This is a genomic window from Streptomyces griseus subsp. griseus (assembly GCF_000720255.1).
Classification (GTDB): domain Bacteria; phylum Actinomycetota; class Actinomycetes; order Streptomycetales; family Streptomycetaceae; genus Streptomyces; species Streptomyces griseus_I.
Genome location: NZ_JOJE01000006.1, coordinates 330,782 through 346,711, shown reverse-complemented (window position 1 = coordinate 346,711; position 15,930 = coordinate 330,782). Strand labels below are relative to the sequence as shown.

8 protein-coding genes are annotated in these 15,930 nt (G+C 69.0%); 3 read left to right on the top strand and 5 right to left on the bottom strand.

The window, feature by feature from the left end; all coding sequences use genetic code 11:
- Window positions 1-60: 60 nt before the first annotated feature.
- Window positions 61-2,115, bottom strand: a complete 2,055-nt coding sequence (locus tag IG99_RS12430; RefSeq protein WP_037672846.1) for a glycoside hydrolase family 2 protein — start codon at window positions 2,113-2,115, stop codon at window positions 61-63.
- A gap of 76 nt (window positions 2,116-2,191) precedes the next feature.
- Between IG99_RS12430 and IG99_RS12425 the strand changes: the two genes are divergently transcribed.
- Window positions 2,192-3,487, top strand: coding sequence for a cellulase-like family protein (locus IG99_RS12425; RefSeq protein ID WP_037672844.1), 1,296 nt, complete (start codon window positions 2,192-2,194; stop codon window positions 3,485-3,487).
- Here IG99_RS12425 and IG99_RS12420 read toward each other — a convergent pair.
- Genes IG99_RS12420 through IG99_RS12410 form a run of 3 tightly spaced genes read right to left on the bottom strand, consistent with a single transcriptional unit; the run spans window position 3,474 to window position 6,033 of the window.
- Entirely contained in the window at window positions 3,474-4,139 is a 666-nt protein-coding gene (locus IG99_RS12420; RefSeq protein WP_037672842.1) for a 3-oxoacid CoA-transferase subunit B, read from the bottom strand. The two genes, IG99_RS12425 and IG99_RS12420, sit on opposite strands and share 14 nt — an antisense overlap.
- Window positions 4,136-4,831, bottom strand: a complete 696-nt coding sequence (locus tag IG99_RS12415; RefSeq protein WP_037672839.1) for a 3-oxoacid CoA-transferase subunit A — start codon at window positions 4,829-4,831, stop codon at window positions 4,136-4,138. Before IG99_RS12415 ends, IG99_RS12420 begins: the two co-directional genes overlap by 4 nt.
- A complete protein-coding gene (locus tag IG99_RS12410) occupies window positions 4,828-6,033 on the bottom strand; it encodes a thiolase family protein (protein WP_037672836.1) in 1,206 nt (401 codons plus the stop codon). The genes IG99_RS12415 and IG99_RS12410 overlap by 4 nt, the downstream gene beginning before the upstream one ends.
- A 71-nt stretch (window positions 6,034-6,104) precedes the next feature.
- Here IG99_RS12410 and IG99_RS12405 point away from each other — a divergent pair, with 71 nt between their 5' ends.
- Complete coding sequence (locus tag IG99_RS12405) at window positions 6,105-6,983, top strand: LysR substrate-binding domain-containing protein (RefSeq protein ID WP_037672833.1); 879 nt, start codon at window positions 6,105-6,107, stop codon at window positions 6,981-6,983.
- A 957-nt stretch (window positions 6,984-7,940) separates the two neighbouring features.
- Here the strand turns inward: IG99_RS12405 and IG99_RS12400 are convergent.
- The gene (locus tag IG99_RS12400) at window positions 7,941-9,230 is read right to left on the bottom strand and encodes a phospholipase D-like domain-containing protein (RefSeq protein ID WP_037672830.1); all 1,290 of its coding nucleotides are present in this window, start codon (window positions 9,228-9,230) and stop codon (window positions 7,941-7,943) included.
- A 264-nt stretch (window positions 9,231-9,494) separates the two neighbouring features.
- On the opposite strand from IG99_RS12400, the gene IG99_RS12395 reads away from it, so the two are divergent.
- Entirely contained in the window at window positions 9,495-15,905 is a 6,411-nt protein-coding gene (locus IG99_RS12395) for an RHS repeat-associated core domain-containing protein (RefSeq protein ID WP_051865237.1), read from the top strand.
- Window positions 15,906-15,930 lie beyond the last annotated feature (25 nt).

The window sequence follows — 15,930 nt, the reverse complement described above, 5'->3', positions numbered from 1 at the left end:
CCCGATGGCAGGAGGGGGAGGGGCGGTCCGCCCCTCCCCCTCCTGCCGCACCCTGGCAGGTCACCTGCTCCTGGGGTTCACCGCCTTGCGGAACGCGTCGTAGACGAGCTTGGGGCGCTCCTCGGCGAAGGTGAGCAGACCCATGACGGAAATGCCGTTGTAGGACTGGTTGTACCCGGCCCGCTCCTTGTAGTCCTTGAGCACCCAGTAGGTGAACCCGGCGACGAACGCGCTGCGCGCGGTCACCTGCGCCCAGTGGGCGATGAAGCTCGCCGCCTGCCACTCCTCCGTGCCCTGCGTGGTGTCGGAGCCGTGGGTGCCGGCCACGGCCCAGGTGCCGTTCTCGGTGATCAGGATCGGCTTGTCGGGATACTTCGCGTGCACCGCGTCCAGCGTGGGCCCGAGATCGGCGTCCTTGCCGTGGAAGTAGCCGAAGTACTCGTTGAACCCGATCACGTCGGCGAGGTCGAAGGCGGGGTCGTTGCTGGTGTTGGACGCCCAGGTCACAGGGCGGGCGGTGAGGTCGACCGACTTCACGGCCGCCTTGAGATCGGCGAGCCAGGCCCGGTAGACCGGAGCGCCGTCCGCGTCGATCTCCGACTCGTTCTGCAGGCCCCACAGGATGACCGAGGGGTGGTTGTGCTGGTTCCACGCCATGGTGAGGGCCAGGGCGCGGGCGAGGCCGTAGCGCTCGGTCTGGAGCTTCTCCTGGGAGGTGTTGAGCCACATCGTGTCGATGTCGTCCATCACCAGCACTCCGTGCGTGTCCGCCCAGTCGTAGACGTAGGGGTGGCGGTTGTAGACGCAGTTGCGGACGAAGTTGGCGCCCAGGGCGGTGACATGGCCCAGTTCCCGGTCGTACTCGGCCGGCGTCATCGCTCTGCCGTGTGCGGCCGTCTCCTCGTGCCAGTTGAGCCCCTTGAGGAAGAGCGGCTCGCCGTTCAGCCGCAACTGCGCGTTCGTGACGGTCAGTTCGCGCACGCCGTACACAGTGGACAGGGTGTCCACCCGCGGGCCCGCCGACCTGCCGGCGGTCAGCGTGGCGCGGGCGGTGAGCGTGTGCGGCGAGGCCGGGCTCCATCGCGGGGCATCGGCTATGCGGATCACGACCCGTACGACACCGGCGGAGCGGGCCGCGATCCTGGCCGCGACCTCCGTGGGCCGGCCGCCGCTCCCCCGGCCGGGGTCCAGGGTGAGCCGGCCGTCGAAGTCGGCGTCGCCGTGGTTCTCGACGACCGCGCGTGCGTCGAGCCGCCCGTCCACTGCGGTCACTAGGAGTTTGGTGACGGTGACCCGCGGGACCGCCTCGATCCAGGCCGACCGGGTCAGCCCCGCGTAGGGCCAGTAGTCGACGGGCTTGTACGGCAGCTCGTGGTCGTCGGTGACGGGCTGCGGGGTCGAGGACGTGTAGTCGGTGTAGCTCGCCCGGCGGAAGACCCGCACGGCGATCGTCTGGCGCTTCCCGGGCCGCAGCGCCCCCGCCACCGGAAGGGCGAAGGGCGAGTTGGCGCCTTCGTGCCTGCCGAGGTGCGTGCCGTCGACCCAGACCTCGGCACTGTACCCGGCGGCCAGGAAGGCGATACGTACGTGCCGGGCACGCCAGGAGGCGGGGACGTCGACCGTGGTGCGGTACCAGGCGTACCCGTCGGCGAACGCCGTGCCCTTGCCGAACGGGGCGGTCTCCGAGGCGAAGCCGGGGGTGTTCAGCAGGTCCCAGGCCGCCGGGACGTCGATGAGGCCCCACGCCCGGTCGTCGTGGTGCGGGGACTGCCAGCCCTCGGCGAGCCCCTGGTCGGCGGGGTCGAAGCGGAAGCGCCACCGCTTGTCGAGGGACAGGTAGTCGCGGGTGGACTCGTGGGTGCGCCAGCCGTCGAAGGCCGGGAGCACGGTGCCGTACTGAAAGACGACGCTGGTGCCGCCGACATCGCGTACATGGGTGCCGGAGGGCTCGGTGGCCGGGTGGGGGTCGAGCACCGGGCCGGTCGCGGCGGTGCCGACGGCCGTGCCGTCCGCCGCTCGTGCCGTTGCGGGCCAGGCCGGCAGGGCGACGAAGCCTGCCGCCGCGCCGAGCGCCGCGACGACGGTGCGCCGCGTGGGGTGGGTGGGTTCGCTCATGGCACATGAGCCTGGGCAGTCCCGCCACCCCTGTCAAGGATTATTCATAAATAATGAATTGAGCTAGCGTGGCCTCATGACGACACCGCAGCACGCGACGACATACGCGACCACGGACCGACTCGCCATCACTCTGTGGGACTTCAGCTGGTACACCCAGGCAGGCCCCGGGGAGCCCTTCGCCGACCTCGACGGCGCCTTCGCCGAGACGGTGGAGCGCGGCTTCAACACCGTGCGCGTCTGCGCCCTGCCCTTCCTGCTGTTCTCCGGACGCGTCCAGGAGCCGGACTCCGTCCAGGTCCGCGGCCTGGGCGAGGAGTTCGGACAGCGCACCCGCTGGTACGACGTGCGCGGCGGCTATCCGCTGGACGGCAGGCGGCGCCTCGTCGAACTGTTCGAGGCGGCCGCCCGCCACGACTGCAAGGTCATCGTGTCCTCCTGGGAGTACCAGCAGTCCCCCAGCTTCGCCGACACCGACGCCTGGCACCGCGCCCTGGCCGAGGTGCCCGGCCCGGACCGCGCCGAGGCGGTGGCCGAAGCGCTCGCCACCCTGCTGGACTTCCTCGACGAACGCGGGCTGTCCGACGTCGTCGCCTACGTCGAAGTGCACAACGAGGTCGACAACTGTGACCTGGTACCGGCGGACGGCACCCCCGGCCACTACGCCCGACTGCGCGGCCCCCTCGAACGCGCGGTGAAGCTGTTGCAGGCGCGCCACCCCTCCATCCCCGTGACCTACTCGCTGGGCGAGCCCTGGCCCGGCGAACTCGACGACCTGCCCGAGCAGGCGCAGATCGCGCACTTCCACTTCTACGTCTACGGCGTGCTGGGCGCCCTGTACGAGGCGGTCGGTCTCGGGCACGGCACCGAGGCGGCGCCCGAGACCGCGACTTGGCCCACCCCTGAACTGGCCGCCATGCTGCGCCCGGACGCGCCCGACTTCGCCGACTACCAGCCGGACGAGCCCTGGCGGCTGGCCGCCACGGGGATACCGCGCGAACTGTTCTACGCGCACGACTGGGTCGACCCCGACCGCTGGGACCTGTGGCTCTACGAGAACTATCCGCCGCACCGGCAGGCCATGCGGGAGACGCTGGCCTCGTGGGTCGACTCCGTCGCCGACTTCGCCCGCCGCCGTGGCATCCCCGCCGTCCTCGGTGAGGGTGTCGTGGGCTACACCCCGCTGCTGACGCGCTTCGAGGAGGACGCCGTCGGCAAGGACATCGCCGAGTTCGTCGTGGACCGCTGCCTCGCCGCGGGCTTCCAGGGCGTCGTCCTGACATCCAACGCTGCCCCGCACCACCCCATGTGGCACACCGACCAGGACTGGATGCGACGGGTCAACGCCCGCATCACCACTAAGGCGGCGTGATGCCGAGTCGCTCCGCGAGTTCGTGGGCGCCGACGCCGTACGTCTCCCGGATCCGTACGCCGTCGGGGCCGACGTCGAAGACGCCGCAGTCGGTGTAGACGCGGCTGACACAGCCGACGCCGGTGAGCGGATAGGTGCACTTCGGCACCAGCTTGGGCTCTCCGGAACGAGTGAAGAGCGTCATCATCACGTAGACGTCCTTCGCGCCGATCGCGAGATCCATGGCACCGCCGACCGCGGGAATGTCGTCGGGCTTGCCGGTGTGCCAGTTGGCGAGGTCGCCGTCGAAGGCGACCTGGTACGCCCCGAGGACGCAGACGTCGAGGTGTCCGCCGCGCATCATCGCGAAGGAGTCGGCGTGATGAAAGTACGCCGCCCCCGGCAGCTCGGTCACCGGGACCTTGCCGGCGTTGGTCAGATCGGGGTCGACCGCGTCGCCCTCGGCCTTCGGGCCCATGTTGAGCATGCCGTTCTCGGTGTGCAGCACCACCCCGGAGCCCGCCGGCAGATGGTTGGCGATCTTGGTGGGCTGCCCGATACCCAGGTTGACGAAGGCGCCGGCCGGGATGTCCCCGGCCACGACGGCGGCCAGCTCGTCCATCGAGAGCCGGTGGTCGGCGCCCGTCGGCGCCCCGGAGTACGTGGTGGTCATCGTGCCCCCTGCACGGTGTAGTGGCGGGCCGCCACCTGGACGACCCGGTCGACGTAGATGGACGGGGTGACGACGGCCTCGGGGTCGAGCGTCCCGGGCTCGACGATCTCGTCGACCTGCACGATCGTCGTCGTCGCGGCCGTGGCCATGACCGGCCCGAAGTTGCGGGCCGTCTTTCGGTAGACGAGGTTTCCCAGCCCGTCCGCGACGTGCGCGCCGATCAGCGCGTAGTCGCCCTTGATGGGGTACTCCAGCAGGTACTTCCGGCCGTCGATCTCGCGCTCCTCCTTGCCCTCGGCCAGCGGTGTGCCGACCGCGGTCGGACAGTAGAAGGCGCCGATGCCGGCACCGGCCGCACGCATCCGTTCGGCGAGGTTGCCCTGCGGCACCACCTCGAGCTCGATCTTCCCCGCGCGATAGAGGCCGTCGAAGACCCAGGAGTCGGCCTGGCGCGGGAAGGAGCACAGCACTTTGCGCACCCGGCCGGCGGCCAGCAGCGCGGCCAGCCCGACGTCGCCGTTGCCGGCGTTGTTGGACACGATCGTGAGGTCCTTGGCACCCTGCCGGATGAGCGCGTCGATCAGGTCGAACGGCATCCCGGCCAGGCCGAAGCCGCCGACGAGGACGGTGGACCCGTCCTCGATCCCGGCGACCGCCGCGTCGGCGCTCTCGAGTATCTCCGCCCTGCTCACCGGGCCGCCTCCGTGACGTCGCAGTTCTCCAGTACGACGGCCAGACCCTGGCCCACCCCGATGCAGATCGCGGCGACGCCGTAGCGCTGCCTCGTCTCGCGCAGCACCTTGGCCAGTGTGGCGAGAATGCGTCCGCCCGAGGCGCCCAAGGGGTGGCCGATCGCGATGGCGCCGCCCTTCTGGTTGACGATGGCGGGTTCGACCTTCCATGCGTCGAGGCAGGCGAGCGACTGCACGGCGAAGGCCTCGTTGAGCTCGACCGCGCCCACCTGGTCCCAGCCGATCCCGGCCCGGGCCAGCGCACGGTTGGCCGCCTCCACCGGGGCGTAGCCGAAGGCCTGCGGCTCCAGCGCCATCACGCCACGGCCGGCGATGCGGGCGATCGGGTCGGCCCCGATGGTGGCCGCGGCCTGCTCGCTGCCCAGCAGCACCGCGGAGGCACCGTCGTTGAGCGGGCTGGCGTTGCCCGCGGTGATGGTGCCGCCCTGCTCCGGAGTACGGAAGACCGGCTTGAGCCCGGCCAGCACCTCCGGCGTGGACCCCGCCCGGATGCCCTCGTCGCGGGTCAGGCCGACACCTTCGACCGGCGCCACCAGGTCGTCGTAGAAGCCTGACTCCCAGGCCTCGTGGGCGAGTTGATGGGAGCGTGCGGCGAATTGGTCCTGCCGCTCGCGGGAGATCCCGAAGCGCTCCTGGAGCTGCTCGTTGGCCTCGCCGAGGCTGACCGTCCACTCCTTCGGCATCCGCGGGTTGACCAGCCGCCAGCCGAGCGTGGTCGAGACCGCGGTGACATCGCCGGCCGGGAACGGTTTCGCTGACTTGGGCAGCACCCACGGCGCACGCGTCATCGACTCCACGCCGCCGGTCAACACCACTTCGGCATCGCCGGACTCGATCGCCCGGCCGGCCATCATCGCCGCGTCGAGGCTCGAGCCGCACAGCCGGTTGACCGTGGTGCCCGGCACGCTCGCCGGAAGCCCGGCGAGCAGCGCCGCCATGCGGCCGACGTTGCGGTTCTCCTCGCCGGCGCCGTTGGCGTTGCCCCACACCACGTCGTCGATCAGTTCCTGGTCGAGGCCCGGCACCCTGGCGAGCGTCGATCTGATCGCGGCGGCGGCCAGGTCGTCGGGGCGGACGCCGGCCAGCGCACCGTTGAAGCGGCCGAACGGCGTCCGCGTCGCGGCGTAGATGAAAGCACTCATGGCAGCGACGCTAGTCCCGGGCCGCGATATTCTGAAGTACGCATATCCCAGCCGATTGATATGGACGACATATGGATCTGCGCCATCTCCGGTACTTCGTGGCGGTGGCCGAGGAGCGCCACTTCGGTCGAGCCGCCGAGCGGCTCCACATGGCCCAGCCACCGCTCTCCCAGCAGATCCGCCAGCTCGAGGCCGAGCTCGGCGTCGAACTGCTGCACCGCACCACTCGCCGCGTCGACCTCACCGAGGCGGGCCGGGCCTACCTCGAGCGGGCACGCGCGATCCTCGCCGACGTGGACGAGGCCGCCCACCACGCACGGCTCGTCGCGTCCGGCTCGGTGGGCCACCTCGCGATCGGGTGCGTGGGCTCGGCGACGTACAGCCTCCTGCCCGCGCTCTCGCGGCGGCTCACGGAGGAGCTCCCCGGCGTCGACTTCTCCTTCCGCGGCGAGATGCTCGCGCCCGACCAGGTCGAGGCACTGCGCACCGGCGCCATCGACGTCGCGCTGCTGCGCCCCGTGGCGGCCGACCCGTCCCTCACCGTGCGCACCCTGCGCCGCGACCGGCTCGTCGTCGCCGTACCGGTCGACCACCCCCTCGCCCGCCGGAAACGGCTGCGCGCCGCAGACCTCGCCGGCACCGATCTGATCGTGCACTCGGATCGCCGGTCGGTGATGTACGACGTCGTGCTGGGCCTCCTGCGCGACGCCGGCGTCGAGCCGCACATCCGCCACGAGGTCGGCGAGACCTCGACGCTGGTCACGCTCGTGGCCGGCGGACTCGGCGTCGCGGTCGTGCCCGAACCCGTGACCGCGCTGGCGCTCGACGGCGTCGCCTACCGACCGCTGGTCGGGGCCGACGCACGCGTGGAACTGGCCGTCGCCCACCGCGCCGACCGCTCCGAACCGCACCTGGAGCGCACCGTGGGGATCATCCGGGCGGCGTTCTGAGACGAGCTCAGTTCCAGGGCGGCGACGGGAAGCATGAAGGCGTCGACGATCCACGTCAGCTGGGCCGAGGACGGCGCGAGATCCTGCTGTATCAGCCCGGTGATGAGCGAGGGGACGGAAAGGGCCATCTGCGCGAGGCACACGGCGAGAACCACCGCGGCCAGCGTGCCTGGGCTCAGGGTGTATCTGCCGCCCTCTCCCTTTGCCGCACTCGGCGAATCGATCTGAACCATGGATGACTCCTTGTGCGCGAAGCGCTGCTGGGGTGCTTCTGTCTCGGCGACCCCGGCAACACCGCTGCCGAACACCACGGGGCTCTTCCTCGACGCGCAGGATCCATGGGTGACGGCCTGTGCCGGGGCCGGTCGCCGCATCGCGCTGTGAACCGCTCCGACTTCCGAGCGTGCGCCGGCGTGAGGGGAAGTGAGTGGCCCTCTCTGCCTCGGCCGCGGCCTTCTCCAGTGCGCTGAGGACCTCTTCGCCCAGATGCAGCCCGGCGGCATCGTGGTGGGCCCTCGCAGTCGAGGAGTCGGTACTGACCAGGGACAGGCCCACGCACCCCGCTTCGCTGCTTCCGCGATCAGGCCCTCCAGCAGGGCCTCGAAGACACCGTCGCCACGCCACTGCCGGAAGCGGTTGTGCACCGTCGAACGGCTGCCGCAGCCGCTCCGGATACGGGCCGTACTCGCCGATCGGCAGGTACGGCCCCATCAACTCGCACTCTGAGTCGGGCAGTTGCACTCCGTCGCAGAGGAAGACGTACCGGACCAGCCCCCACCGCGAGAGTGAATCCCAAGCTTGATCACGACTCGATACTCGCCCTGAGAGCGAGCTTCGGTTACTCCAAGATCGGCGCAGGACGTCGTGCTTCCGGTTCAACGCGCGCCGGCCACCGGACGACGCGCATGGCGGGAGCCGTGGAGTGCCGCAGGTGCCATGGACCTCATGGCCGGGATCTCACGGCGTGGGCACCGTGTCCTCGGGAGTGCTCGTGATGCCCTTGCAGGCGTTGGTGTTGTCGGACGTACCGGGTACCGCTGCAGCCTTCACCGCGGTGAAGTTGGTGACGTACGCGTCGTGGGCGGTGTCGCTGTCCACCTTCAGCAGCGCCTCGTCGTTCTTGGTGAGGGCGGGGCCGGTGTAGTTGTGGCTGCCGGTCCACAGGACCTTCTGGCTTGTCACGCCGTCGTACTTGCCCTCGATCAGGAGGTACTTGGAGTGGACGATGCGCGCGGCGGTGTCGGGGTCGCCGTCGTCGTCCCAGTTGTAACAGCGCAGGGTCGGGCCACCGGAGGTGTGCAGGGTCTCCCAGGTGCCGCTGGAGGAACCGCTGTCGGTCTGCGCGTAGACGATGTCGACGGAGCAGCCGGCCTTCTTCAGGTCGACCAGTTTCTGGGCCACTGCCAGCCGCGTGAGCTTGAACATCGCCACACGAACCTTGGTGCTCTTGCTGACACCGCTCTCGGTGTAGGTGCAGGTGATGTTGTCGAGGACACCGGTGATGGTGTCGCCCGGCGACGGATCGCTCGCGGGGCGCGGGAAGAAGTACGCCTTGTAGGGGCTGCTGGTGGTGTAGCTGTACTGCCAGCTGTCCCAGTCCTTGCCCACCAGCTTGCCGAAGTAGGTGCTGTACGCGGAGTAGATCGTCGCGTTGTTGGCGGCCACGTACGCGTCGTTCCAGAACCTGCTGTAGCTGGACGGCGTCATGTTCGACGAGGTCTGCACGACGACGTTGTACGCCCCGTCGAGCTGCGAGAACAGCCAGAACTTGTTGTGGTTGATGGACGCGCCGAGGGAGGGGTCGCCCAGGCAGGACTTGCCCACGGGGCACAGCCCGACGAAGGAGCTCTGGGTGGTGTCCGTGCCGAGCGCTGCCGTCAGCATGCCGTAGGTGGGATCGCCGGGGTTGTCGCTGACGTCGCTCTCGTCGAGCAGCAGCTGGACGTCGACGCCTCGGGCACGGGCGTCCACGAGGGCCTGGGCCACCTCGGTGTCCCAGACGTGGTAGACCGAGGCCTTGATGGAGGAACCGGCCGGTGACTGGCCTATGTAGTCCAGCAAGTGGGTGCGTATCGCCTGCTGCTCGGCCACTGTACCGGTCGGCTTGTTGAAGACCGGGCCGGCGGCGACGGCGGCGGACGCGCTGTCCGAAAGGCCGAGTTGCAGTCCTGCGGTGAGCGTGAGCGCTGCGGCGACGGTGGTGACGGCGGCGGGATGACTGGATCTGTACCGCAGCGTGAGACGCATGGGACCCCCCTGGCGAAAGTTTGAGCCACTGTCTGTTGATGCTTGGCGTCCGGATGTTGCCAGAGGAAGAGCAAGTCTGACCAGAAGGGATTATTTAAGTTTCCAATAGATCCCTTTTGTTGATCTAGTCGACGCGATGAGCCGGTGACTACACTCCGGCCACTCGTATGGAATCAGCCAGTCATGTGCCCGTTGCTTCCGGCGGTCCCATGATCATTTAGCGGGGGTGGGTCCGTGAAGCCTGGTCGCCGAAGACTCTCTCTGGTGCTCGTGAAGGCGCTGCTGGCCACCTCACTGGCCGCGTTGTCCCTGGCGCCGACGGCAGCGCTCGCCCTGCCGACGGGCAAGCGGCCGGACGTACCGGCCAGACCGCTCGGCGAGTCCGTGCCGCAGCGGGTCGAGAAAGGGATGACGAAGACGCCGAAGGTGGTCTGGCCGAGCGCAGGAAGGGCCACCGTGGACGTACCGGCCGCGGATTCCGCGCCCAGGGCCGCCAAGCCGTCGGGCGCCGAGTCCGCGGCCGTCGCCGTCCGGGCCGCCAAGAACTCGGCCCGCTCCCTGACCGTCGGCGGCCCCGGCCGGGTCTCGCTCGAGGTGCTGGACCGCGACAAGGTGAAGCCGTTCGGCGGCGTCGGCCTCGGCCTGCGGATACGCCGCGCCGACGGCTCGATCACCGCCGGGCCCGTCGACGTCCGCATCGACTACTCGGGCTTCGCCCACGCCTACGGCGGCGACTTCGCCGACCGCCTCCAGCTGATACGGCTGCCCGCCTGTGCCACCACCACGCCCGACGAGCCGTCATGCCGCCAGGGCACGGGGGTCGACTCGCGCAACGACACCGAGCAGCAGGCCCTGACCGCAACGGTCGACGCGGCGCCGGACAGCGCGGCCTCGATGCTCGCCGCCGAAGCCGTCACCTACGCCCTGACCAGCGGTTCCTCCTCCGACAAGGGCGATTACCGGGCCACGCCGACCAACCAGTCCGGCAAGTGGAACGTCTCACTCGGCTCTGGCGCCTTCACCTACAGCGTCCCGATCGAGGTACCCAAGCCGCCCGCGGGGTCGGCGCCGGAGCTGGCGCTGAACTACAACTCCCAGTCCATCGACGGCCGCACGTCCGCCTCCAACAACCAGGCCTCCTGGGTCGGCATGGGCTGGGACCTCAACGTCGGCTACATCGAGCGCAAGTACAAGAACTGCATCGACGACGGTCACGGCCCCGACCAGGGACAGCAGTGGGGCGACCTGTGCTGGGACTCGCCCAACTCCACCGACGACCCCAACGGCGCCGTCTACCAGATCACCCTCGGCGGTGAGAGCTCCGAGCTGATCCAGGACAACACCGGCACCGGCTCCTTCCACATGGAGGACGACAAGGGCTGGAAGATCCAGCACCTCAAGGGCAGCCCCAACAACCCGGACAACACTGACGAGTTCTGGGTCATCACCAAGCAGGACGGCACCCGCTACTACTTCGGCTGGGGCCGCTCCGAACGCGACACCAGCCTGGCCACGCACTCGGTGCTCAGCGTCCCCGTGATCGGCGACGACGCCGGCGAGCCCTGCTACGACGGGGGTCAGCCGACGTACTGCAACCAGGCCTGGAAGTGGAACCTCGACCGCGTCGTGGACCCCAACGAGGTGGAGACCTCGTACTTCTACGACAAGGAGACCAACTACTACCGCTCGGTCGCCGGAGCGGACAAGGCCCGCAAGTACGACGCCGGCTCGTACCTGACCCGCATCGAGTACGGATGGTCCTCGCAGATCACCGGCGCCCAGCTGCCCGCCCGGGTCGTCTTCCAGCACCTCAACCGCTGCAAGGAGCGCCTGGTCGAGCCGAACCCGCTGGACAACACCGCCGCGAGCTGCCCGACCATCGACTCCTCGCCGGATTCCTACCCGGACGTCCCGACGGACCTCATCTGCGACGGTTCCTCGGACGACTACGCCTGCGCCGGCAAGACGTACTACCCGACCTTCTTCCAGCGTGACCTGCTCTGGGACATCACGACGCAGGTCAGGGACAACGACTCGGCCTCCTGGGACACCGTCATGCAGTACCAGATGAGGTACGCGATGGTGAACCCGGAGGGCGAGGTCGGCGGCCAGCTCTGGCTGGACTACATCCAGCGCCGCGGCTACTCCGGCGGTGACATCACGCTGCCCGCCATCAACTTCGACGGCGACTGGCAGGACAACCTGGTCGGCACCGGCACCCTCAACTTCCGCCGGGTCGAGCAGGTGGTCACCGACACGGGCTCGACGATCGACGTGACGTACGGGCACGCCACCGACGTCAACGGCACGCTCAGCCGCCAGTGCGACGAGGACAACCCGCCGTCACAGTCGGAAAACGCCTTCGAGTGCTTCTGGCAGAAGTGGACGCCCGAGGGCGAGACCACGGCACGCACCGGCTGGTTCAAGAAGTTCGTCGTCACCCAGGTCAGGGTCGACCCAGGCACGTACGACGAAGGCGACCCCGCCATGACCACGACGTACGAGTACGACGGCCCACCGGGCTGGGCGTTCACCGCCAACCCCCTGGTCAAGGACGAGGACGAGACCTGGTCCGACTGGCGCGGCTACGGCAAGGTCCTGGTCACCACCGGCGCCGGCACCAACCTCCACTCGACCTACCACTGGCTCTACCGCGGCCTCGACGGAGACCGCACCTCCAAGACCGACCCGTCCCAGACCCGCACGGAGAAGGTCACGGACTCCGAGAACACCGACTGGACGGACTCCGCCTGGCTGGCCGGCCAGGTCCTGGAGACCTCCACGCGCGACGACAACGGCACGTCGCAGAAGCGCGAATGGCACGAGTACTGGGTGCACAACACCGCGCAGTACGTCGGCCTCCCCGACGCCCGCTTCGTGCGCGAGAAGAAGCTCCGCACGCTGGAGAAGGCCTACGACTCCAGCGACTCGGACCTGTCCACGTGGCGTGAGCACATCATCGAGACCGAGTACGACGACAACGAAGCGGCCTCCACCACCTTCGGCCTGCCGATGCGGGTGGACGACTGGGGCGAGAGCGGCGTCTCGGACAACCACTGCACCGAGTACGGCCGCGCCTACAACACCTCGGACATGCCGAACGACAGCACCGGCACCATCCGCTGGATGGTGTACCAGGACGACGAACGGCACTACAGCGTCGGCTGCACCACCGTCCAGAGCGACGAGACCGCCGGCACCCCCGACGCCCACCTGGACAGCCGCACGGCCACCTACTACGACGGCGCCACCACCTGGACCGACAACAACACCGCCCTGGTGGACGGCAACGCCACCGAGGTGCGGGTCTACACGGACGCGGATGTGGCGAACGCGCGGGTGACCAAGGCGAACTTCGACGACGCCGGTCGCGTCGTGAAGACGTACGACGGCAAGAACAACGTCACCACGACCGCCTACAACCCGGCCACGTCCTGGCCCCTGAACGGAGTGGTCACCACCACACCGGACCCGGACGGCACCGGCCCCGGCACCGCCATGACCTCCACCGAGTACTTCTCCCGCTTCTGGGGCCAGGCCTGGAAGACGATCGACGCCAACGGCAACACCACCCAGGTCGTCTACGACGGCGTCGGCCGCGTCTCGAAGGTCTTCAAGCCGACGGAGTCCGCCAACTACCCCGACGGCACCGCGTCGATGACCTTCGCCTACCTGCTGCCGATGCAGAGCGCCACGGCGTCCATCCCCTACCAGGCCACAGGCGCGCCGCTGAAGGCCACGACGAAGGTGCTGCAGAGCGGGACGACGTACGCGAGCTCGTACGGCTGGGCCGACGGACTGGGGCGGACCCTGGAAGTCCAGGTCCCCGCGCCCTCGGGCACCGGTATGACGGTCAGCGTCACCCGCTACGACTCCTCCGGGAACGTGGCGGGCACCTCGCAGCCCTTCTACAACTCCTCCGCCGCCGGATCCAAGGTGGTCAACCCGCTGGTCTCCGCCATCCCCTCCTACACGGACTACGTGGTGGACTGGGCCGGACGCACCACGCTGAGCCAGTACCAGGTCAACGGCACCCCGCAGGCGGCGGGCAAGGTCACCACCGACTACTTCGGCGTCGACCTGACCACCGTCACCCCGGCGGTCGGCCAGCCCAGCGACACCTACACCGACGTCTACGGGCAGACGGTCAAGGTCGTCGAGCACGTCGGAGCCCAGTCGAACGCCACGACGTACGAGTACACGCGCAGCGGAAAACTCAAGTACGTCCACGATGTGAACGGCAACACAACGCACTACACGTACAACTTCGCGGGTGACGGGCTGACCACGGAGGACCCGGACAGCGGCACCTCCAGCGCCACCTATGACGCGAACGGAAACCTGGCCACCGCCACCGACGCCAACAACAGCGCGCTGACCTACACCTACGACGCGCTCCAGAGGCCGACCACAGTCTCCCAGGGCAGCACCGTGCTCTCCAGGACGACCTACGACAACGACAACGGCACCGCGGTCACCGGCGCGAAGGGGCGGGCGGTCGCGACCACGTCGTACGACACGGCCGGCAACGCGTACACGACCAAGGCCACCGGGTACGACAAGCGGGGCAGGGTCACCGGACGGAGCGTGATCGTTCCGAACGCCGGTGCCGGCGCGGGCCTGAACGGCACGTACACCTTCACGTACGGCTACGACCTGGCCGACCATCTCACCTCGATGGCCTACCCGGCCATGGGCGGGCTGCCCGCCGAGACCGTCACCACCGCCTACTCCGGCCAGGGGCGCCTGACGAAGGTGTCCAGCGGCCTCGGCACCTACCTCGACAACGTCGGCTACGACGACTACGGCCGGGTCGTTTCCCGCTCGCTCGGCGTATCCGGCACCAACACGAGCATGACCCGGAGCCTCACCTACGACGACGCCAACGGCACGGGCTGGCTGAAGAACATCACCACCAGCACGCTGACGAGCGGCACCTCGACGAAGGTGCAGGACGACACCTACACCCGCAACAACAACGGCGACATCACCGCGCTGCGCGAGAACGTCCCCGGTCAGCAGCAGTGCTTCACCTACGACGACCTGAGGAGACTCACCGGCGCCTGGACCCAGGCGTCCACGACCTGCGGCACCAGCCCGGCCTCGGACTTCGCCGGACCGGAGCCTTACCAGCAGCAGTACACCTACGACAAGATGGGCAACCTGCAGTCACTGACGGAGAAGACCTCCTCTTCGTCCGCCGTGGTCGCCCACGACTACCGCTACCCGGGCTACAGCGCCGACGAGTCCACCTACACCCCGGACACCGCCCGCCCGCACGCGGTCACCAGCGTGGTCACCGGTTCGAACACCGACAGCTACGGCTATGACAACGCGGGCCAGCTGAAGACCCGGACCGTGGGCGGCGTCTCCACGACGCTCACCTGGTCCGCGCTGCACCGCGTCAGCTCGGTGAAGACGGGCACCGACACCACGACGTACCTCTACGACACCGCGGGCAACGTGCTGCTGCGCAACGCGCCCACCGAGAAGGTGCTCTACCTGGACGGGCACGAGATCCACAAGGCGGGCAGCGCCGCCGCCCAGGCCAGCCGCTACTACACGGCCGAGGGGAGCAGCCTCGCGGTGCGCACGGCCGACGGCAGCACCAACGGCAAGCTGATCTGGCTGCTCGGCGACGGGCAGGCCTCCACCCAGCTCATGGTCACCGCCGTGGGCGGGGTCCTCACCCGGCGCCGGTACACGCCGTTCGGCAAGCAGCGGGGCACGACGGCGAACCTGCCCTCGACCATGGACCGCGGGTTCCTCGGCAAGCCGGAGGACGACTCCACCGGTCTGTCGATGCTCGGGGCGCGGATGTACGACACGGGCCTGGGACGGTTCCTCAGTACGGACGAGCTGAGCAAGCCGTACGCACCGCAGCACCTCAACGCCTACAGCTACGCGGTCAACAACCCGGTGGCCTTCAGTGACCCGAGCGGATACGAGATCGGTTCCCCGCCGAACTCGTGCCTGTACGACCTCAAGTACTGCGACAAGAAGACGCAGGACGCGGTCGGCTACGACCCGGACACGGGGAAGGTCGACTACACCAAGGGGACCGCCGTCGGCGACGGTTCCATCGTCAACGGGCGTGTCAAGACGAAGGCACTCCCCCCGCCCGTCTACAACTGGCTCAGCAAGGACCTCGGATACCGGGGCACGAAGTGGCTGACCCAGGTCCAGTACAACGCCTGGTACGACTCGGCCAAGGGGGACGAGATCAAGGCGAAGATCGCCACCTTCCACGAGTGCCTGAAGCGTCAGGGCGCCGCGTCCTGCATGAAGACGTCGAAAAAGGTGCAACTCGGACAGAAGGAGGACAAGGGTGATCATGCGTTCTTGAACGAGGACGTGGCCAATGGTCTGGGTTTGGCCAGTGCCGTGCTGGGAGCCATTGCACCATTCACAGGACCGGCGGCACCTGTGCTCGGTCTGCTGGCGGTGGGACTGGCTGCCGTGGTCGCGGCCGACACCTGCTTCAGCGACCCGCTGAGTCTGGCGTGTGCCGGTGCCGCCGTGGGCACCATAGGAGGAATCGGCGCGCTGGCGAAATCCGGTGAACTGGTCCAGGGCATCTCGACGATCAGAACGGGAGCCACGACCGCCGGACGAGCCATCGCCGGCGGTGCCCGAAGTGCCTGGGGCGGTATCAGAGGCCTGTTCGGCGGCTGACGGACCTCCCCATCTGCCGCTCCGC